The organism is Anaerococcus sp. Marseille-P3625 (assembly GCF_900232825.1).
Lineage (GTDB): Bacteria > Bacillota > Clostridia > Tissierellales > Peptoniphilaceae > Anaerococcus.
In genome coordinates this window covers 240,312-260,798 of record NZ_OCTP01000010.1, presented here as the reverse complement: position 1 = coordinate 260,798, position 20,487 = coordinate 240,312, and the positions used below count along the sequence as shown (strand labels likewise).

General features: G+C 28.4%; 18 protein-coding genes. 1 reads left to right on the top strand and 17 read right to left on the bottom strand.

Features of this window, described 5'->3' with window-relative positions:
- Nucleotides 1-23 precede the first annotated feature (23 nt).
- From thyX to CS884_RS02475, 12 genes are all read right to left on the bottom strand, one after another.
- Entirely contained in the window at nucleotides 24-782 is a 759-nt protein-coding gene (gene thyX, locus CS884_RS02530) for an FAD-dependent thymidylate synthase (protein ID WP_099320499.1), read from the bottom strand.
- 88 nt (nucleotides 783-870) lie between these two features.
- Nucleotides 871-2,034 carry a YrzE family protein gene (locus CS884_RS02525; RefSeq protein ID WP_257875738.1) on the bottom strand — a complete coding sequence of 388 codons (1,164 nt, stop codon included), beginning with the start codon at nucleotides 2,032-2,034 and terminating at the stop codon, nucleotides 871-873.
- Nucleotides 2,035-2,138: 104 nt separating this feature from the next.
- Entirely contained in the window at nucleotides 2,139-3,065 is a 927-nt protein-coding gene (locus CS884_RS02520; RefSeq protein WP_099320498.1) for a hypothetical protein, read from the bottom strand.
- A gap of 19 nt (nucleotides 3,066-3,084) precedes the next feature.
- Entirely contained in the window at nucleotides 3,085-4,098 is a 1,014-nt protein-coding gene (locus tag CS884_RS02515) for a transglutaminase domain-containing protein (RefSeq protein WP_099320497.1), read from the bottom strand.
- Between the two features lie 105 nt (nucleotides 4,099-4,203).
- Nucleotides 4,204-5,184, bottom strand: coding sequence for a HAMP domain-containing sensor histidine kinase (locus tag CS884_RS02510; RefSeq protein WP_099320496.1), 981 nt, complete (start codon nucleotides 5,182-5,184; stop codon nucleotides 4,204-4,206).
- Nucleotides 5,181-5,852, bottom strand: coding sequence for a response regulator transcription factor (locus CS884_RS02505; RefSeq protein ID WP_099320495.1), 672 nt, complete (start codon nucleotides 5,850-5,852; stop codon nucleotides 5,181-5,183). The genes CS884_RS02510 and CS884_RS02505 overlap by 4 nt, the downstream gene beginning before the upstream one ends.
- Nucleotides 5,853-5,854: 2 nt before the next feature.
- Nucleotides 5,855-7,753: an FtsX-like permease family protein gene (locus CS884_RS02500; protein WP_099320494.1), complete on the bottom strand. Its 1,899-nt coding sequence runs from the start codon at nucleotides 7,751-7,753 to the stop codon at nucleotides 5,855-5,857.
- A complete protein-coding gene (locus CS884_RS02495; protein ID WP_099320493.1) occupies nucleotides 7,750-8,502 on the bottom strand; it encodes an ABC transporter ATP-binding protein in 753 nt (250 codons plus the stop codon). The genes CS884_RS02500 and CS884_RS02495 overlap by 4 nt, the downstream gene beginning before the upstream one ends.
- A 30-nt stretch (nucleotides 8,503-8,532) precedes the next feature.
- Complete coding sequence (locus CS884_RS02490; RefSeq protein WP_099320492.1) at nucleotides 8,533-9,270, bottom strand: hypothetical protein; 738 nt, start codon at nucleotides 9,268-9,270, stop codon at nucleotides 8,533-8,535.
- Nucleotides 9,271-9,362: 92 nt separating this feature from the next.
- Nucleotides 9,363-11,459 carry a DEAD/DEAH box helicase gene (locus CS884_RS02485; protein WP_099320491.1) on the bottom strand — a complete coding sequence of 699 codons (2,097 nt, stop codon included), beginning with the start codon at nucleotides 11,457-11,459 and terminating at the stop codon, nucleotides 9,363-9,365.
- Nucleotides 11,456-12,781, bottom strand: coding sequence for an ATP-binding protein (locus CS884_RS02480; RefSeq protein ID WP_257875737.1), 1,326 nt, complete (start codon nucleotides 12,779-12,781; stop codon nucleotides 11,456-11,458). Before CS884_RS02480 ends, CS884_RS02485 begins: the two co-directional genes overlap by 4 nt.
- Entirely contained in the window at nucleotides 12,771-14,519 is a 1,749-nt protein-coding gene (locus CS884_RS02475) for a tellurite resistance TerB C-terminal domain-containing protein (RefSeq protein ID WP_099320490.1), read from the bottom strand. Before CS884_RS02475 ends, CS884_RS02480 begins: the two co-directional genes overlap by 11 nt.
- Before the next feature lie 331 nt (nucleotides 14,520-14,850).
- On the opposite strand from CS884_RS02475, the gene CS884_RS02470 reads away from it, so the two are divergent.
- On the top strand, nucleotides 14,851-15,108 hold the full coding sequence (locus CS884_RS02470) for a hypothetical protein (protein ID WP_257875736.1): 258 nt from the start codon (nucleotides 14,851-14,853) through the stop codon (nucleotides 15,106-15,108).
- A 56-nt stretch (nucleotides 15,109-15,164) separates the two neighbouring features.
- On the opposite strand, the gene pcp is transcribed toward CS884_RS02470, so the two are convergent.
- The 5 genes from pcp to CS884_RS02445 are packed head-to-tail and all read right to left on the bottom strand — an operon-like array spanning nucleotide 15,165 to nucleotide 20,406.
- Nucleotides 15,165-15,806: a pyroglutamyl-peptidase I gene (gene pcp / locus CS884_RS02465; RefSeq protein WP_099320488.1), complete on the bottom strand. Its 642-nt coding sequence runs from the start codon at nucleotides 15,804-15,806 to the stop codon at nucleotides 15,165-15,167.
- 11 nt (nucleotides 15,807-15,817) lie between these two features.
- Nucleotides 15,818-16,834 carry an alpha/beta hydrolase gene (locus CS884_RS02460; RefSeq protein WP_099320487.1) on the bottom strand — a complete coding sequence of 339 codons (1,017 nt, stop codon included), beginning with the start codon at nucleotides 16,832-16,834 and terminating at the stop codon, nucleotides 15,818-15,820.
- Nucleotides 16,827-17,036, bottom strand: coding sequence for a cold-shock protein (locus tag CS884_RS02455; protein WP_099320486.1), 210 nt, complete (start codon nucleotides 17,034-17,036; stop codon nucleotides 16,827-16,829). The genes CS884_RS02460 and CS884_RS02455 overlap by 8 nt, the downstream gene beginning before the upstream one ends.
- A gap of 2 nt (nucleotides 17,037-17,038) precedes the next feature.
- Complete coding sequence (locus CS884_RS02450) at nucleotides 17,039-17,767, bottom strand: class I SAM-dependent methyltransferase (protein WP_099320485.1); 729 nt, start codon at nucleotides 17,765-17,767, stop codon at nucleotides 17,039-17,041.
- Nucleotides 17,767-20,406 carry a valine--tRNA ligase gene (locus tag CS884_RS02445; RefSeq protein ID WP_099320484.1) on the bottom strand — a complete coding sequence of 880 codons (2,640 nt, stop codon included), beginning with the start codon at nucleotides 20,404-20,406 and terminating at the stop codon, nucleotides 17,767-17,769. Before CS884_RS02445 ends, CS884_RS02450 begins: the two co-directional genes overlap by 1 nt.
- Between the last annotated feature and the right edge of the window lie 81 nt (nucleotides 20,407-20,487).

Genomic DNA, 20,487 nt, shown 5'->3' with positions numbered 1-20,487 from the left:
TTTTTATTTATTATTTATTATAGCTAAAGATTTCTATATTTTTCTCTAACTTCTTCGATTTTCCCACAAGTCATCTTGCCTTCAGGACAAGGACCATTTAGGCAATTTGGCCCAGCGTTTTTGAATAAATTCGGATAGATTTCTTTGCAAATTTTTACCATCTGAAAAGCCAATTCTCTTATTTCCCATTGAGCTCTATTGCAACATCTTAAGGAGAAAAAGTGTAAAAGGCTTCTGGCATTCATTGTAAAAACAATCTTTGTTTCGCAAGCATTTGGAAATACGTATCTTGCATCTTCTATGGATTTTTTCTCTGCAGATGATTTAGCTTTTTTCTCGCTCATCCCCTCTTTTAAAAATTCCTCATAGTTTTTCTCAAATAATTGGTCGACAATTTTTTCATAAGCTTCTTGGCTTTGATCCATTGCTTCTATGAAATATTTTTTCGCCACCGGATTTTCAGCTATTGATGGTGGAATTATATATTGAAAATCATCTAATCTTACATATCTTTGAGATTGTTGGGAGTAAGAAGCTAGTCTATGTCTTACTAGTTGATGAGTTAGTGTTCTTGAAACTCCTTCTACTGCAAAAGTAAAGCTTACATGCTCAATCGGGGATAAATGTCCCATATTAGTAAGCATTGTTATGTATTTTTCTATTGAATTTTCGTTTAGTTTTTCTCTAATTTCGTCTACACCAACCCTCGAATAGCAAAGCTTTCCAGCTTGAGCTATAGTTTCTTCTGCATCTTTTGTATAATTTAATAAAACTACTTTCATTTTCTTCCTCCCGATTTTTATTATTTTATTATATCATAGAAAGCGAAAATTTTTCCAAAAAAAGAAGGCCGTAGCCTTCTTTTGCTTATTATTTTCTTCTTACTAATTCAAGGGCTTTATCTTCTCCCATTTTTCCACCCCATGCTGATAAGGCTAGAGCAGCTATTAGACCTAGGAAGGTAATAACTGAACCTGCAGAAATTTTGTTTGAAGCTTTCTCAGCTTCTTTTTTTGCTTCTTCAACTTTTTTGTCAGCTTCAACTGCTAATTTGTTTATTGAGTCTGATGCATCATCAAGAGCTTTTTGAGCTTGTTTGTTTGCTTCATCTAAACCATTATAAATGTTATTGGTAACTTCTTCTGCTTCTGTTTGATTTAATTGTGTATTGTTTGATACTGCATTTGCAATTGCATCTTTATCAGCAGAATCAGCTATTTTTTGAGCTTTATCTTTTAATGATGCTGATAAGTCAGAAACAATTTTGCCAGCATTATCTGGATTTAGTGCAAGCTCTTTTGCCGCTTTTCCTATTTCATCTTTTGATTCTTCTAGTTGTTTGTTTAGATAATCTGGTTGAAGTTCTGGTATTTCAGTATCTGCTAAATATTTTTCTACATTTTCTTGTAATTTACTTGTATCAACATCTCCCATTGCTTCTGTAGCCTTATCAAGACCAAGGCTTAGGGCATCTGTTGAAGCAGTAACTGCAGAGCCTGCAACATCTGCTGCACCTTTTGCGACGCCACCTGCCACATTTGAAGCCATTCCTAAAACTTGTGCAATAGAATTTATTACAAAGACTACTAAAATTAATAGAGAAAGAGCCCAAGTAATAGCTCCATGTAACATACCAGTAGATCTAGCAGAAAATCCTGCTATAAAGCCACCTGCTAAGAATGATACAACCAAAGTAATCGCAGTCCATATTCCAGTTCCAACTCCAACTCCTGCAAGTGGGTTTGCATTTGTCGGTGAAAAGATTCCAAATCCTAAAGCAGCTGTCAATAAACTTAAAGTTGCAAAACAAGCAGCTGAAACTATTGCTCCTGCAATAATTGAACCCCAAGATAAGTTAGTTCCTGCCGGGAGAACGCTTATAGATTTTTCGAAAAATGAATTTGATTCTTTACGATTTCTTTCTACTCTTTCTCCTCTTCTTGAATTTCTATTTTCACGTCTAGGTCTTTCAACGCTTATTTTCTCATCTTCAGATATATCAATAATTGATTCCTTATTATTTTTATCAGTCATATTTCCTCCTTTATATAAAACTATATAAAACAATAAAATTCTTTACCTTAGTAATATACCCTAAAGTCGTAAACTTTAAAATATTCTTACTCCCACAAATTCTATCAATCGATTTTCTTAGTCAATTTAAACTCTTGATATCTTTGAATTTCACTTACCATATCTCTACCAGCTATCATCTTTTTAATATTTTTGACATCCAAGATAATAACATCGTGTTTTAGTAATTCTTTTTTACTAGCTTCCTTTAGATAGGAGGAGTGGATTATAAGAATTGGCGTAATTGACTTAATTAAACCCTCATATTCGGCTATTAAATCGTTTATATAAGTTTCTTTGATCATTTGATCGTACTCATAATTTTTTATATCTATAGCATATTTTTTGTCGTTTTTTCTGGCGAATAATTCAAATTCATGACTTTTTTCGTATTTGTTTTCGTAAATTTCAATAAAATAGCCACATTTTCTAAAGGCTTGTTTGATTAATTCTTGAGAATTATAATCAAATTGAACTTTTTTTAGGGCTTTTAATAAATTTTTTGGATCTATCTTAAAAAATCCCCTATATTCAATCTCTTTATCATATTTTTTGATATCAAAGCCTAGCAAAATATTGTCAATTACATTGAAATTCCCATGAGCTATGGCGTTTCTTATATGTCTAAGTAGTGCCATTACCCTTGTTTCGTTATTTGATATAGTTAAAATTAGCTTTGCAGTTTCAGTGCATACTTCTTGCAAAAAAGGCTTAACCTGCTCATATTCTATATGTTCTGTAAATAATACGTCTTCATCTTTTAAATTCATAGCTTCCATTAGCTCTAAAAATAAGTAATCATCGTATTGTTTGTTTAGCAAAAGTTCATTGACAGATGATTGCTCTGAGCTAATATTTGGTACATACCAAAGCAAATAATAGATAGCTTCTCTTAAATCATCGCTTAATTTGATAGGAATTTGCTCGTGTTTTATTTGATATTTACTTTTATTTTTACAATCGTCATATTCAAATTTATCTGAAAGTTCCATTTACACCTTACCTTTAAAATTACCTAATATAATCTTCAATATCGTTAAAAAATTCGCTTATATAATAATCCGTGAGTTCATTTTTTGATCTATCAAAATAATAATAGTAAAAGTCGCTGCCATTAGCTGCCATTCCAGTTACGTCAACATAGGACCAATCATCTCCCAACTTTATAACATTCCATTGATGATCTGCAGAATATTCGTCAGGCTTATATTTATGATCAGTATTTCCTGTTACTGAATAACATGGTATTCCAACTTTTTGACAAAGAATCGTAAAACTTTGGGCAAAGCCTGAACATTGACTTTTCCCTTTTACAAAGGCTCCGTAAATATTATTTTCTATATAGTCATTGTTAGAACCCTTATATTGGTATTGGTTATTTTCTGCAAGCCATTGGGCAAAATAGTAGGCTTTGTCATAGTCTTTTGTATAATTTTTATTAGCATAGTCAACGAGAGTTTCTATTTGTTTATCTACAATTTCCTTTTCTTCTTTGCTAATATAAGTTTTGGTAAAATCTTCCAATTCAACCCTATTTTCTAAATAAAAAGTATTTTCATTAAAATAATAATCGTAGTAAATATAAGGCTCCATCATCCCTTGTGAATAAAAAGGAGATAATAAAAACAAATCGCTAATAAATTCCATTTTGCCATCAAAATCAGTTTTTAAGCTTACATTTGGATCTTTTATGGCTTCGGTTAAAATTCTACTTACATAAAAAGTTAAATTTTCCTCATCGAAATATTCCATCATCATTTTCCCAAATTTATCTTGAGTTTTGATATCTTTAAAGCGTGATTTAAGTAGAAAATCTGGCTTAATTATTTGATAATCTAATTTTCGGGCAGTAAAACTTGGATTTTTAAGCTTTGGACTTTTTAAAATTACCTTCTCGTTATTAATTTTTGATTCTTCTTCATAGCCACTATCATTAGTATTTATAGCTTTAATACCGGCCATTTTTGTCTTTAAATTACAAGATGTTAGGATAAGAATAGCCAGTAGGTAAAAAATCTTTTTCATATTAATCCCTTATCTAATATTTAATAACATTGTACCCTTTATAATAAATTAATATGTTAAGTTTTATTAAAGTTTTCATAATAAAACAGACCTCTTATAGTCTGCTTATTTTTGGAAATTTAAGGAAATTATAAATTTACCCTTTTCATTGTTTTTTACTGATAAATCTATGCCAAGATCATTTGCATAAACTTTTGCTAAATATAGACCCATGCCTGTTGAGCTTGTATTTGATGATTTTTTGCCAGTATAAGCTTTTTCAAAAATAAAAGCCAAATCTTTTTGATAAACTCCATCTCCATCATCTTCTATGCAAAGTTCCATATTGCCTATGTTATAGATTTTAATTTTACTTTTTGCATATTTACAAGCATTGCTAAGGACTTGAGAAATTATAAAAACAAGCGAATTATAATCACTGATTAGTCTAATATCCAAACTTTCATCTATTACAACTAGCTCTCTTTCGTTAATTATCGAATAATAATTCTCCATAGCTTCATTTATTGCGTCTTTAAGACTTAGGTCTTTGAGTTTATAGTCGATTTTTTTGACATTATATCTCCCATAATACAACAAGCGATTAATATTATCTTTTAGCGAACTATTAGCATATGAAAGACTTTCCAAAAAATATCTTGAAATTTCTTCCTTGTGATTTTCTATTAATAAATCTATTATTGAAATAGGAGTCTTTATTTCATGAGCCCATCTTTCAATTAAATCTTTGTAATCGTAGAGCTCGGTTCTTTGTCTTTGATATTTTTCTTCTCTTTTTTTATTTTTTATATAAATATCATCTAAAATATTTCTATAGTCTACTCCAGCTTCTTTTAACAATTTGTCCAAAGTTTTATAAGATGGTTCTTTTTCAAAATCGATTATTAATTTTTTTATTTTTTTGCTTTTATTTATTTCAGCAAATACAATTATCCCAACTCCAATAAAATAAGATAATAATATAAAAAACATAACTTTATTAAAAAGTTTGCCATTTAATAGATACATTATGAAAATAAATATCAAAGATTGGATTGTTAATATTAATAATGGTAATTTAGAATTTTTTATAAAACTTAATTTCATATTTCCTCAGCATTTATCCTGTAGCCAACAGATCTTACATTTTCTATGACATTAAAAAGACCCAAGGCCTTTAATTTTTTTCTTAATCTTGCAATATTTACAGGCAAAATATTTTCATCTATATATATTGTATTCCATGTTCCCATTAGAAGTTCATCTTTGCTTAAAGTTTTAGGGTAGGCTTTTATTAGAGATTTAAGTAAATCAGCTTCAGTTTGGGCTAAAATAATGTAGGAATTTTTGTAGGAAACTTTATTTGTAGATATTTCTAAGCTTAAATCTTTAATTTTTATCTGATCCTTAAAATCATCGTAAATTTTTAATAATTTTAGAGACCTTGCTAATAATCTTTTGGCTGATACAGGTTTATTAATAAATTCATCTGCTCCTAGATTTAAACTATTTAATTCATCCTCTAAGGTATTTCTACTGGTTAGAACTAGAATTGGTAGTTTAGAAGTATCTTTTATTTGTGTAATCAAATCATAGCCAGAAATATTTGGCAAATTTATATCTAGTATAACTAAGTCTGGAGATTTTTGATAAATAAATTCTACAGGATTTGTAAAATCCTCAACATATTCTACAAGAAAATTATTAGCTTTATAAATATTAATCAGTTCTTTTCTTAGAAATTGATCATCTTCTAATATCATAATTTTTTTCATTATCAAAGATCCTCCACCACAACTACAGATATTTTAAAAATTATCTTTCTAATAATTATCAAAATTAAAAGGCTGATTATTGTAATTATAGCAATAATTTCCCTAAAATTAGACAGGTCGTAACTATAAATATTCCAAATTCCAGTCATTTGATTAAATAAAATATTTAGGGCAAATTCCGCTAATATTACAATAATTATAAGAAGGAAGATTAAATTAATCAATTTTTTTAACATTTCTGATAAAGATTCAGCAGTTTCTCCCAAATCTTTTAGGATTTTGTAAGTATTTTTGTTATCTAATATAAAATTATAGATACTAATTATCAAAAAAGAACATCCTACAAAAAATAATATTGTCGCCATGTAAAATAAAGTATAGATATATCGCAAAATTTCTGTATAATTATTTTTTAGCATCCAAACTTTACTTTCAAATCTTAAATGTAAGTTAAGTAAATCTTCTCTAAGTATTTCTGCAATCTTGTTATTATCAAGATTTCCCAAGATATTCTCTTTTAAAATTAGGTTATATCCATAAATTTCATTGTTAAAAAATTTTTCATAAATCTCATCACTAAGGACATAAACATCTGTGCTAGCAAGTATGTCATTAGCAAATAAATTATCTTCCTTATCTACATGAATTATTTCAAATTGATTTGCTTCTATTGTTATTTTGCTAGTTTGAGCACTTAATATTGAGTCGACATTTATATTTATTTCTTTCCAAAATCTGTCATATAAAAAAATCGCCTGATCATCATCAAGTTTATCTATATTGCTATTTTTAAAGGAAGATTTGTAAGTTGAAAAATTTATTACACTTAGATTTCTTACACTTTCCACATATATATTTTTGGGTGTAAAATATTTATATAAAAATTCTTCCTCATTTACACTAACTTCTTTAGTAAGTTTTATAGGATAAATATATTTGACGTATTTATTGATTGATTCAATTTTATAAAGGTCTTCTTTGTTAATTTCATTTGAAACTACGGTAAAATCTGGTCTTTGTTTTCCATCTGTCTCTACATTATAAAGATTTACACATCCTTTAAATATCATTATAATGGATAGGCTAAGCATAATTAAAATTAAAAAGACTAGGATTTTATTTGTTTTTATAAAAAATTTAAATTGACTATTTAATAAAATGTTTGATTTTCTTAGCAAGAGTAAAAAAATATTATATGTTAAAAATAATAGGATAAAATTTGTAATTATGATAAATATAATTTCTTCTCTAAATATTAAATTAGCAAATGTGGCTAAAGATCCAAGGACAACCATTATTAAAATAATCAAAAAGCTTGAAGTTCTTTTATTTTTTAAAATTTTATCCCCAGGATATTTGCCTGTTACTTTTTTTGTAAAAATAAAAACAGAAATAACTTCTAAAATTGCTATAAGAAAAATAGTTATAAGAAAAGCTCTTTGCGAAATATTGAAATTATAATCATAGATATTAAGGTTAAAAATTTTTACCATGGTAAGATTTAGAAATTCGGATAAAAAAACTCCCAAAACCAAACCAAGACTAAGAGATACGAAAAATTTCCCTAATTGGTCTTTTAGTAAAATTTTAAATAATTTCTTAAAGCCAATTCCATTAAGCAAAAGAACGTTGATATCATAACGCTTGCTTTTTAAATTTATTAGATTGCTATAAATAATAAGTATTGAAATTAATACAAATGATATTATATTTATGGAAAGTAGCTCTATAAGCAAAGATTTTTTGTTAGCATCATAAATATTTATAAACAATTCATTGTTTGAAATAGCAAGCAATGAATAAAAAGAAATAGTTGAAACTACAAGAATTAAGATATTTATAATATTTTCTTTAGATTTTATTATATTTTTATTAAAGCTGATTTTTTCCGTATTTGTCATTTTATTATTTGTTTGCTTGAAAGAGTTATCCTATTTAAGTATTCTCTTTGATTTTCATCATCATCTTTGCTAATTTCGTTATAAATTCTGCCATCTTTAAGAAATAGTATTCTTTGGCAAAAGCTTGCTGCATAGCTATCGTGAGTTACCATTATTATGCTTTTTTTGTATGTTTGATTAAATCCCTTTAGTATTTCTAAAAGTTTTTTTGAATTGTAAGAATCTAAAGCTCCAGTTGGCTCATCAGCCAAAATTATTTGAGGATTAATTGCTAAAGCTCTAAGGGCTGAAACTCTTTGTTTTTCTCCGCCAGATAATTTATTTGGATATTTATTTAAAATCTCATATATTTCTAATTCTCTTGCCAATTTGTAAATATTTTCAAAATCAATTTCCTTATCGTGAATTTTTTGGGGAATAATGATATTTTCTAGGGATGTTAAGCTTTCAATCAATCTAAAATCTTGAAAAATATAAGAAACTTCATTTCCTCTATACGTTAATAATTTTTTCTTAGAAAAACTAGAAAGCTCTTCTCCTTTGTAAATAATTTCGCCATTACTTGCCTTAGTTATTGCTGCAATCATATTTAAAATACTAGTTTTCCCAGACCCACTAGTTCCCATTATCCCCAAAAATTCACCATCCAACAGATCAAAACTTACATCATTTACTGCTTTCTGAGAGTTTTTGCCAAAGCCGTATATTTTATTTAAGTATTTAACTTCTAATATTTTTTTTATTTCCATTTTTTCCTCTTATAGACTTTGGCTTCTAATTTAATGATCTTCTTTTACCGCTGCAAAATCTTCTGCTTCTTGCATATTTTCCATTAAGCTATAGAATTGATTGTAAATTCCTTCAATGTCATTAGACTTATCGATTAATTTTGTAGTTATATTCCCCTCACTATTTTCTAAATAAGTTTCAAATAGATCTCCATTTTCATCATATAAGTAATAGCCATAGTTTAAATCATCTTTTATAGTTTTTTTAAAGCCATAATCAGTTTTCTCCAAAACTTCTTCTCTTTTTCCCTTAAAACATTCTTCTATGGCTAAGGCATCATAAATGCACTTTTCCTTATAAGATAGAGAATTTGGGCCTGTACTTTGATCAGCATTAAAATTATCGACATTATTTTTGATGTATATATTTTTTTCTAAATTTAGTGAATAAGATTCTTCGCCATTTTTAATAAATATATAACCTCTATTATCCTTGTAAGATCCATCGATTACAATTTTTCCGTCTTTATCGTAAGCTTTTATCAAAGTATAATCAATTTTGCCATCATCTGATTTTACATTCCAATAGCAAACTTCACTTTTCTCCTCTTTGTTTAACAAAACATCGATAAATTCTCTTGTGGTTTCATCTGCATTTTCTATGATTTCTTTTACTTCTTCTCTTTTTTGTTCATTTTCATCTTCTTTGTCGTTATTATTTGTGCTTAATAAAAATCCACCTGTTAGAGCTATTGCACCTATAGCCAATAAAGTTTTTATTATTTTCATAATATCCTTCCTTTCTTTGTATCTTAAGGATATCACGATATAATATTAAATTTAATTACAAGTTTTGTAAGAAATCATAAAATATCTTAATTTTAATTTTCTATTGCTAAATATTTGTAGCAGGCTTCAAAATCTAATCTATTTCTTATTATGTAATCAATTTTTAAATCATCAGGCACTAAAACCATGTATTTATTGGCATTAAGGTATGTTTGTAAGAATAGCTCATTTTCCTTAAAAAATTTAAAAATATCTTTTTTTTCTATCTTTTTTATTCTTATTTCATCAAAATATCTGATAATATCAGGTCCTTTTATTGATGAATCAACCTCATCATTTATAAATTTTTTGCTATTTGAAGCTATATTTAGCATAATTGCAAGTGTTCTATTTACCTTTGAGCTTTGAAAAGTTCTAAGAGAGATCTGATCTTTTCCAGCTACAAACAAGTAATCATCATCTGAAAATTCTTCTTTCAAATTATCTATTACTTCATTAATCTCGTCATTATCGAAAATTTTGTCTGGATTTTTTAAAATTTCTTTCATTTTGTTTCTAACAAGTTTTGAAACATCCATATCTCCAATTCCAGAAAATTTTGGTGCCTTGCCAGCATTGGCTTTTTCTACTAAAATTTTTTTATTTTTGTATAGAATTTGAGTAATTCTCCAGATTGAGCCAGCCAAATATATATTGCTATCAACTTGTACTTCCGGTCTTATTTCTAATTCTCCAATTTTGCCCTTATCATTATAGACATTATAAATTCCACTTAATACAAATTGATTATAAAAATTTCCCTTTATCATTAGTTTTTCTATAGCTGTTCCTGCTATCACTTGGTTTTCTATAATTTCTATGTAGCCTTCTTTTTGCAAAAATTCAGAAATTTTTTCAAATTCTTCATCTGTAATGTCAGAAAAACTAGTCAATGTTTTATTTAAATATTTATATTCATCTATATCCATTCCAAAATTTTCAAGTAAGCTTGATAAAACTTGGTGGGCAAATACATCGTAGGCTTTTGCAGTTTTCTCTATTGGATCGAGAATTGAATCTTGATAAAGTTTTATTGTTGCAAGAGATTCTAGTAATTCCCATGGATTTGTTGAAATTTGATGTAAGATTGATGTTTTTGAAATTCTTCCACTTCTTCCTAGTCTTTGAGCGAGTGTTAAGGCATTATGAGCTGAACCGTATTGGCTAACACTTGCTACAGCACCAATATCTATGCCAAGCTCTAGTGTAGAAGTTGCACAAATGGCAAATTTTTCTTTTTTGGCTTCTTTGGCAAAATTTTCAATTTCTGATCTTTTTTGCTTACTAACTGATGAATGGTGGGCAAAAACTTTTATATCTTCGCCTTTTTCTTTAAATAATTGATTAAGTTTTACTGCTATTGTTTCGACCTTATCTCTTGAATTTGGAAAAATTAACATAGGACCATCAAGGGCATATTCTCTTAGTTTACTTATAACATCTAGCGAAACTTTTTCTGTATTAAAATAATCGATTGTAAAATCAAGGTCGTTTCTGCTTTTGTCTACTAAAATATTTGTGTCTAGGCCATTGTTAAAAAATTCTTTGGCTAAATCATAATTATCTTCGCCAATTGTCGCTGATAAGCCAATCATTCTTGGAATATTGTATGTATATCTTAAAATTCGTTCAAGGAGAGATTTTAATTGCAAACCCCTATTTCCAAACAAAAAGCTATGGATTTCATCGACGATTATATATTCAACATCCAAAAAAAATGTTTTTGCAAGCTCAGATTTGTTGACAAGCATTGCTTCTATGGATTCTGGTGTTATTAGGACAATTCCTCTCGGATTTTCAATTATTTTTTCTTTTTTGCTTTGACTTGCTTCTCCGTGCCAGGATGTTATTGGAATATCCATATCCAAACACATATCGCTAATTCTTTTGAATTGATCATTAATTAGGGCGATTAAAGGCGAAACATATAAAATTTTTATTCCCTTATCCCAAGTGCTAACCTTGCTTATGGCAGGCAAAAAACAAGCTTCAGTTTTTCCAGAAGCTGTTGGAGCAGATAAGATTAAGTTGTTATTTGTTGTATAAAAAGCTTTTATTGAGGCATTTTGAATTTTTGTTAGAGATGGCCAGCCTTTTTCGTGTATATAAAATCTTAAATCTCTATTTAATAAGCTATAAGAATCTGTCATATTATCTCTATATCATCATCCAAATTATCTGGATCCTTGTTTACACTTGTCAGATTTTTAAATTTCATATTGATAATATCCTTAATATCTTCATCAGGATTTTGTCTTTTTAGATCAAGAATTTCTATAAAATCTTTTATTACAGCTCTTGGCGTTAAAAATTCATCAGCACCCGGCCTATTTAGCTGTCCTTGCATATACATTATTATCTCTTCATGGCTAATTTCTATCATTTCTTTGTAATTTACATTATATACATTTAGTAAATTTTCAAGCAAAGTATAAATTTCCTCATTGGTCAAAGGTTTTAAAGGCAAAACTGTTTTGTTGGTATTAATGAGCTTATTATCTAAGCTATCTTCATCTCCAAGTCTACCTTTTAAGGCTCCATAAGAAGCCATTCCCCTATTTGTATCGAAAACTGTTTTTCTAGTCGCTCCAAAATTTACAAATAAGCCCCTAGCTTGATTGGATTTAGTTTCATTATAAATGTTTAAAACTCTCTCATAATTTCTTTCTCTGGTTACAGAATATGGTAATTTGTAGAGATTTACCGCCTCGTCAAAATTAATTACGAAACCCTTGTATCCGATTTCAAGAAATAATTCACTCATATTTTTTACTGCCTGAAAATAATTATCGTCTGTAATTATTTGATTGATTCCAAGAAATTTTTTGGACTCAGTTTTTGTGCTTATATCTCCTCTTAGCCATCTTATGGCGTTGGTTCTTAGGATTCTGTTATCGCTAATAAAACCCTCGTAATATTTAACTAAAGCTTGTCCAAATTCATAAGATAGACCGACAGCCTTAAATTTTGCAAGAGTTTCATATATTTGATTTTTGATTTCATCTTGATATTTTCCAGCTAAAACTTGTTCAATTTCGATATTTTTTGATGCAGAAAGATTTTGAGAAAGTTGATTTATCCATGTTTCTATAATAGCATCAAGAACATTGCCGTTTTTTATTGCTTTTGTTTTGATATTATCAATTATTTCACTATATAAGGCAACCGCTTTTCTATCTGTAGCATAAAATCTTCTTGAAGGATTCAAATCTAAAGTAGAAACGACAAAATCTTTTTGTAATGCCAAATTTTCTATAGTGCTTAGCATAAAACTTTTGCCAGATCCAAAATCTCCAACCCAAAATCTTATATCAGAACCGCCATCAGCAATTGTATCTAAAATATTTATAACTTCACTAACTTCTTTGTTTCTGCCAACCAAAAGATGCTCTACTCCAATTTCTGGTACTACTCCACCTTCCAAAGATTTTATTATATTTTGTGCTTGCTTGGGATTAATTTTAATTTCCACCTAGATACTCCTTTATTATTTCAACATAAAATGGATCTACAATAATTTTTCCATCTTCAATTAGTAATGTCTGATCACTTGTATAAGAAAATAAAAATTCGTTTATTTTGTTCAAATAGCTATTTCTTGTAAAACCTTTCTCTTTTGCCATATTATCAAATTCATCTAAATTAATATGATCTTCTTTAACTAAAGTATTTAATATGCTTTTTATCTCTGCTTCTAAATCAGAAGATTCGGTTTTTATATTCTCCTTTTTATCATCTTCAATAGAAATTGCATCATCATTTTCGCTCATAAATTCACTGACAAGGTCAACTGTTTTCTTTAGATTTTCTCTTGATTTTTCAAGATCATTTTGATCTATATTAATTACTTTAGGTTTTTGATTTTTTAATTTTCTAATCTCTTCTATGGTTTTTATATCAAGCTTAGAATTTTTAACAAGTTTTATGAAATCTTGGTAATTGTCTTCATTTATTACTTGAAATAAAACTTTGTCATAAGTTTTCGTATTTTCCTTTAAATTATAAAGATAATAAAGACCTATAATTTTATTTTCATTTTCCAAAGTTAAAAGTTTTTGGTTAATTTTCTCAAAAGATGGCAAATTTTCGATTTCTTTCATGTAGGAAATTTTTTCTTCAATTGGCAATTTTTCAACAAAATTTACTTGATCTTTAATTTTTCCAGGATGCTTGAGGAAATAATTTTTATAGATATCTATTGTTTTTTCTTGAGGAATCTTCTCTAAATATTCCTTTTGACTTTTATCTATAAATTCTAGCAAATTTCCATCATCAATAGAATTTATATAATCTAGCGCTTTGTCTATTTTTATAGATGTAAAAAAAGTGAATTTTTCTCTAAGATTTCTCTCACTTATTTGCAATATAGCATCTAAAATTAGCTTCGAGCTACGATAAGGACTTATTATATTTATTATTAAATTTCTAACTTTCTTATAATTTTCAAAAATTTCTCTAATTGTGTTAAGAAATAAATCCATCAATATTTCAAATACTTCTTTATTTTTCCACAAATTATTGGATCTTTTTGACGTTTGGTTTATGCCAAGAACTTCTTCTTTTGAAAAATTGTATTTATCTCTTCTTTTTCCATCCAAATCCCACCAAAGGCTAACCCTATTATTTTCTGTAAGATTAAAATATTCTCTGATTTCCTTATCTGGAGCTTTTAAGTTTTTCTCTAGTTCTATTGCTTTTTTTTCTATTAAAAGGCTCACTTCTTTTGATATATATCGTTCTAAAATTTCAAAAGATCTTTTGGCATTTTTATTATATAGAGGATTATAAAAATTTAAAACTTGATTTAAAGCAATCTTATAAAGAGTGTAATAAATATCAAAATTTATGCCTTTTCTTCTAAGTTTTGACATAAATCTAGCTATAGTTTCGGATTTTTCGTTTAAATAGCTCTCTAAAAGCTTACACAAACAAACGTACATGTTAAGGGTAGAGTCGTTGATTTGTTCAATTCTCATTGCTGGATTTTTGTAATATAAGTCTAATTTTAATAACCAATATCTTTTATCTTTAACCTTATTTTCAAAGGTGAATTTTTCTTTTGGAATTTTTATTTCATCATCTAAAGAAACATCGATTACTCCTTTAAATGAAGACTTATCTAATTTCCTTTTTATATCTTTTTTATCATTAATTTTTGAAATACTTTCTAATATTTCATTTACAATTTTTTTTATATCGTCAAATTCCAAAATCTCACCTCCAAGCTTAATAATCTTCCTAAACTATCTTTCATTATACTGTTTCTACCTTTATTTTTCCTTAAATATATTTGAAACTTTAAATTCAAAAAATCAAAAAAATATCACAGAATAAACGAAAGATAATTAAAGTATTGATTAACTAAAACATTAATAAAAATGAAATAATATAATTAATTATTCAATTAATTTCCTTTAGCTTTTTGTGTATTTTTTTAATTATATATGAACTATATATATATTTGACATTTTACTAAAATGCTATTATAATGATTTCATCACTGAGATCATTTAAGATTTCTTTGAAAAAAAGGAGAAAATAATGAATAAAAAATTATTAGCATTAGCGCTAGCTGCAACATTTGCTTTTGCAGGATGCGGAAATAACAAAGACGCTAACAAAGATGCTGAAAAACCAGCAGAAACAACAACTGAAGCACCAGCTGAAGAAACAAAAGACGCACCAGCTGAAACAACAGAAGCTCCAGCTGAAGAAAAGAAAGATGACGCAGAAAAAACTGATGATTCAGCTAAAAGCACAGATGAATCAACAGAAGAAAAAACTGACGACAACAAATAATTTTAAAAACAAAAAAAGAGGGTGAACAAATGTTCATCCTCTTTTGCTTAGAAAAATTAATGAGTAGAACCCCCACTTATTTTTAAATCGTCCTTGTTTGAGTATTTTATTATTGTTGCTATCGCAATCTCCAGGGATTTTTTTATATCACTTATATTCATAGAAGGCATATCTTTATCTATTACTTGTTCTGGCAAAAATGGGATGTGAATAAATCCTGCTTTGATATTGCCATATTTTTCTGCAAAATATAAACCTTCATACATTATATGGTTACATACAAAAGTTCCTGCTGAATTTGAAATTTCTGCTGGAATTGCTGCTTTTTTAATCTCTTCTACAATTGCTTTTATCGGCAATGTTGAAAAATATGCATTTTTTCCATCAATTCTAATTTTTTGATCTATAGGCTTTTCTCCAGCATTATCTTTTATGCTAGCATCGTCTACATTTATTGCAACTCTTTCAACTGTTATTTTTGATCTTCCACCCGCTTGGCCTAGGGATAAAATAAAATCTGGTTTTATTTCTTTGATTTTTTCTTCTAAAATCTGTGAAGATTTATCAAAAATTGTTGGCAATTTCAACTTTATTATTTGTGCATTTAAGATATTATCTTCTAATTTTTTTAAAACTTCTAAAGTAGGATTTATTTTTTCATTAGCAAAAGGATCAAAGGCTGTAAGTAAAATTTTCATTAAGGCTCCTTTTAATTTTCAAAAAAATCAATAATATCTCCATAAACCGTAGCATTAGAAGCTTCGTTTAGGACTTCATGTTTCATTCCATCATAAACTATATTTTTAAAGTTATGATAGCCTGCTTTTCTTAGTCTTTCAAACGTGTCAGCTAGGCCCTCATCAGATTTTGTCACAATATCATCGACGCCAGTAACTGATAGTATTGGCAAATCTTTATTTTGACCTTCAAATTTATTATATTCGCTCATTTTTTTATTAAGGTCTATTATTACTGCCACTCCTCTTTCCAAGAAATTATAAACTCTTTGCGGATCATTTTCTTTCTCATAAACATTATTTTTATCGTATGAAATCCAAGAAATATCTCCGTCTTTGCCTGGTAGAAAAGATGTCAGCATGCTTTTTCTATATTCGCCAAGGTAAAAAGAAACAATATTAGCAAGAGCATAACCGAACCAAGCGATATTGCTGCAAGCAACAGTTCCTGATAAGACCAATTTATCAATTGTTTCATCATGTTCTTGTAAATAAATTCTTGCAATCATTGATCCCATAGAATGACCTACCATATAAATTTCTAAATTTTCATGATTTAATTTCATATATCTATTTACAGCGTAGGTATCATCAATTAACTCATCAGAAATGCTCATATATCCATTTTTGTACTTTTCGGAAATACTTCTACCATGACCTCTATGATCATGAGCAACTACAGTATAACCTTGAGAAAGTAAGAATTTTATAAAATGAAGATAATTTGAAGAATGCTCTGCCATACCATGGACAATTTGAATTATGGCTTTAGGATTTTCTACTTCATAAATTCTTACAAAAATATCGTGTCCATCAGTATTTGTTAGATATATTTCCTCATGATCATCCAGGATTTCGCGAGTTCTAACAAAAAATTTTACACCATTATTTAATGATTTATAATCAAAGGATTTTTTCCGATAGTAAATTTGTGGGATTCCTATTATCAAAATTATTATTAGTAATATTTTTAAAAACATTTTAATCATCAACCTTTCTTACATTTATAGCCTGAGGCCCTCTTGGACCTTCTTCTATCTCAAAGTTCACTTTATCTCCTATTTTAAGATTTTTGTAATCATCATTTGATATAATATTTGTGTAATGCACAAAATAATCTACTCTATCAGACGTTGTGATAAAACCATAACCTTTTTTGTCATTAAAAACTTTTACAATTCCATTTTCCATTACTATTCCTTTAAAGCCTTAAACAAAATTCTTTGGCTCTTTTCATTTAATTTATCAAAAGTATCTTCATCGTAAATTTCAATATCTTTGAAATTTTGCTTTTCCAATAAATTTTTTACAAAATCTACTCCGTAAAGCCTCTCTTGTTGAAATTCGTAAATTCTTTTGTAATCTCCATTTTCTTTTTCAACGAAGAAATTTAGGTGCATATCAACTAAATCATCTGCTAAAAAATTATCCCAAGTGTAGAATATATCTTCATATTCGTAGACATAGCAATTAGATCCAAAAATTTCTCTCATTTTATATTCTGAATTAATATCAAAAACTAAAAGTCCTCTGTCTTTTAAATTTTTATAGCTATTTCTTATAAGTTTTTCTAAATCTTTGGGATTTGTGACATAGTTAATAGAATCTAAAAGTATCACAATCAAATCGTATTTATTGTTATTTTTGAAATCCACCATATCATAAGAAATTAGATTTACATGCTCTTTGTCGTATTTGCTTTTGAAAACACTGAGCATATCAGTTGAAATATCAAGGGCATCAATTCTTTTGAATTCATCAAAAAAATAATGAGTAAGCATGCCAGAGCCACAAGCTAGCTCTAGCATACTTTCTTTTTTGATATGGTTTTTTTCTACTAATTTTAGAATATTTTTTGCATACTTTTCATATTCTATGTCAAAACTTAATTTATCGTAGATATAGGAAAAATCTTTATACATTATTTTTCCCTAATATCTTCTAAAGACTTCTTGGTTTTTTCTAATAAGTCTTCATAATCTTTAAGTTTTTTGCGTTCTTCTTCTACTACTTTTTCTGGAGCTTTTTTAACAAAATTGTCATTTTTTAACTTGCCAGATGCTCTTTTTATTTCAGCTTCTAACTTTTTGATTTCATCAGCAAGTCTTTGTCTTTCCTTATCATAATCAATTAATTCATCAAGGCTCATCAAAATTGTAAATTCGTTAAATACAAGATTTACCAAGCCTTCCTTGTCATTGTTGTAGTCTTCTTTTTGCAATATTTTTATATTTTTGGCATTTGCTAAATTTACAAATTGTCCCTCTAAGCTTTCTAGTAAGTTTTTAAACTTATCATTTTCAGCTAAAATTATTAGATCTTGCTTAGTTTTTGAACCGACATTTAAGGTTGCTCTTTGATTTCTAATTGCTGTTATGGCTTCAATTGCAGAGTTAACTGTAGCTTCTTCGCTGTCAAATTCAAATTCTTCCCTAAATTTTGGCCAAGATTCTACTATTAACATATCTTTTTTATCTGGCAAAGAATTGTAAATTTCTTCTGTGATAAATGGCATAAATGGATGTAAAAGGGCTATCATTTTGTTTAAAACGAATAACAAAACTTTTTTAACATCACTTTTAGCATTTTCATCATTTCCATAAAGTCTAAGTTTGGCAAATTCAATATACCAATCGCAATATTCTTCCCAAATGAAATTTTCAATTCTACTAGCTGCAAGACCAATTTCGTAATTATCGAGATTTTTACTAACTTCAACAATCACATTATTTAATCTTTTTAAGATCCACTTATCTTCAAGAGTTAACTTAGTATTTTCGTCAAACTTTAAATCGTCATCTTCATCTATATTCATCAATACAAATCTTGTAGCATTCCACAATTTGTTGGCAAAATTTCTGCTAGCTATGATTCTTTTTTCATCATAACGCATATCATTTCCAGGAGAATTTCCAGTAATTAGTGTAAATCTTAATGCATCTGCGCCATAATCATTGACAACATCGATTGGATCAACTCCATTTCCTAAAGATTTACTCATCTTTCTTCCTTGTGAATCTCTAATTAGTCCTGTAAATAATACGTGGTCAAAAGGAACTTTTCCTGTATTGTAAATTGAAGAAAATACCATTCTTATTACCCAGAAAAATATAATATCATAACCAGTTACTAGTATATCTGTTGGGAAAAAGTAATCTAGCTTTTCATTTTCAATAGGCCAGCCAAGAGTAGCAAAAGGCCAAAGTGCTGAAGAAAACCAAGTATCTAAAGTATCTTCTTCTTGTCTAACATGAACGCCATTTAAAAATCCATTTTCATCTGGATCATCTTCTGAAACGATAATTTCACCCTCATCTGTGTAAAATACTGGAAGTCTATGGCCCCACCACAATTGACGAGAAATAGTCCAATCTCTGATGTTGTTTAGCCAATTCATGTAGGTCTTACCCAATGAATCTGGAATTAATTGTAAATCTCCATTTTGATAAACATCAATTGCCATTTTGGCAAGTTGATCCATTTTTACAAACCATTGTTTGGAAATAAGCGGTTCAATGGCAACATTTGTCCTTTCGCTGTAACCAACAGCGTGGCTTATGGTTTCAATTTTTTCTAAAAATCCTTCTTTTTCTAATTCTTCTATCAATAATTTACGAGCTTCATATCTTTCAAGGCCTGAAAATTTGCCGTAGCCATCGGCTATATGACCTTTTGTATCAATTACTATGCATTGACCAAGATTGTGGCGCGCTCCAACTTCAAAATCGTTAGGATCATGACTAGGTGTGATTTTTACACAACCTGTACCATATTCCATATCAACATAGGAATCTTCTATCAAAGGAATTTTTCTTCCTACAAGAGGAAGTATTAAACTTTTGCCGATTTTATCTTTAAATCTTTCATCTTCTGGATTTACAGCAACTGCTAGGTCACCAAACATAGTTTCTGGACGAGTTGTAGCTATCGTTATATAGTCATCACTATCTTCAAAGAAATATTTGATATACCAAAGATTGCCTTCTTTTTCTTCATGGTAAACTTCTGCATCTGATATGGCAGTTTCTGCTTCAACATCCCAGTTTACAATTCTATTTCCCTGGTAAATAAAACCATCATCATACATTTTTTTGAAAACTCTTCTTACCGCACGAGTTAAGTTTTCATCCATGGTGAAGCTATCATAATCCCAATCGCAAGATACTCCAATGGTTCTTAGTTGTTTTTTGATAGTTCCCCCGTATTTTTCTGTCCATGCCCAAGCTTCTTCTAAAAACTTTTCACGGCCTAGTTCTTTTTTGCTTTTGCCTTCACTTCTGATTTTGCCTACAACTTTTGCTTCTGTTGAAATTGATGCATGATCAGTTCCAGGTATCCATAAAGCTTCAAAACCATTCATTCTCTTGTAACGAATTATTATATCTTGAATGGTATTATTTAGAGCATGGCCAAGGTGCAATTGTCCTGTAACATTTGGAGGTGGCATAACTATGGTAAAAGGTTTCTTATCCTTATTAACTTTAGCCTTAAAATATCCACCGTCTTCCCATTTTTTGTAAATTTCTTTTTCAAATCCACTAGGATTATATTTTGTTTCCATAAATTCTCCTTAATAAAAAAAGTGGTAAGCTCTAGCTCTAGGACGAGTTATCGCGTTACCACCTAAATTTCTTTTTAATAA

Excerpts from the sequence above, each read along its gene's own strand:
- thyX (WP_099320499.1), bottom strand. The coding sequence starts at position 782 with ATGAAAGTAGTTTTATTAAATTATACAAAAGATGCAGAAGAAACTATA.
- CS884_RS02525 (WP_257875738.1), bottom strand. The coding sequence starts at position 2,034 with ATGACTGATAAAAATAATAAGGAATCAATTATTGATATATCTGAAGAT.
- CS884_RS02520 (WP_099320498.1), bottom strand. The coding sequence starts at position 3,065 with ATGGAACTTTCAGATAAATTTGAATATGACGATTGTAAAAATAAAAGT.
- CS884_RS02515 (WP_099320497.1), bottom strand. The coding sequence starts at position 4,098 with ATGAAAAAGATTTTTTACCTACTGGCTATTCTTATCCTAACATCTTGT.
- CS884_RS02510 (WP_099320496.1), bottom strand. The coding sequence starts at position 5,184 with ATGAAATTAAGTTTTATAAAAAATTCTAAATTACCATTATTAATATTA.
- CS884_RS02505 (WP_099320495.1), bottom strand. The coding sequence starts at position 5,852 with ATGAAAAAAATTATGATATTAGAAGATGATCAATTTCTAAGAAAAGAA.
- CS884_RS02500 (WP_099320494.1), bottom strand. The coding sequence starts at position 7,753 with ATGACAAATACGGAAAAAATCAGCTTTAATAAAAATATAATAAAATCT.
- CS884_RS02495 (WP_099320493.1), bottom strand. The coding sequence starts at position 8,502 with ATGGAAATAAAAAAAATATTAGAAGTTAAATACTTAAATAAAATATAC.
- CS884_RS02490 (WP_099320492.1), bottom strand. The coding sequence starts at position 9,270 with ATGAAAATAATAAAAACTTTATTGGCTATAGGTGCAATAGCTCTAACA.
- CS884_RS02485 (WP_099320491.1), bottom strand. The coding sequence starts at position 11,459 with ATGACAGATTCTTATAGCTTATTAAATAGAGATTTAAGATTTTATATA.
- CS884_RS02470 (WP_257875736.1), top strand. The coding sequence starts at position 14,851 with ATGAATAAAAAATTATTAGCATTAGCGCTAGCTGCAACATTTGCTTTT.
- pcp (WP_099320488.1), bottom strand. The coding sequence starts at position 15,806 with ATGAAAATTTTACTTACAGCCTTTGATCCTTTTGCTAATGAAAAAATA.
- CS884_RS02460 (WP_099320487.1), bottom strand. The coding sequence starts at position 16,834 with ATGATTAAAATGTTTTTAAAAATATTACTAATAATAATTTTGATAATA.
- CS884_RS02455 (WP_099320486.1), bottom strand. The coding sequence starts at position 17,036 with ATGGAAAATGGAATTGTAAAAGTTTTTAATGACAAAAAAGGTTATGGT.
- CS884_RS02450 (WP_099320485.1), bottom strand. The coding sequence starts at position 17,767 with ATGTATAAAGATTTTTCCTATATCTACGATAAATTAAGTTTTGACATA.
- CS884_RS02445 (WP_099320484.1), bottom strand. The coding sequence starts at position 20,406 with ATGGAAACAAAATATAATCCTAGTGGATTTGAAAAAGAAATTTACAAA.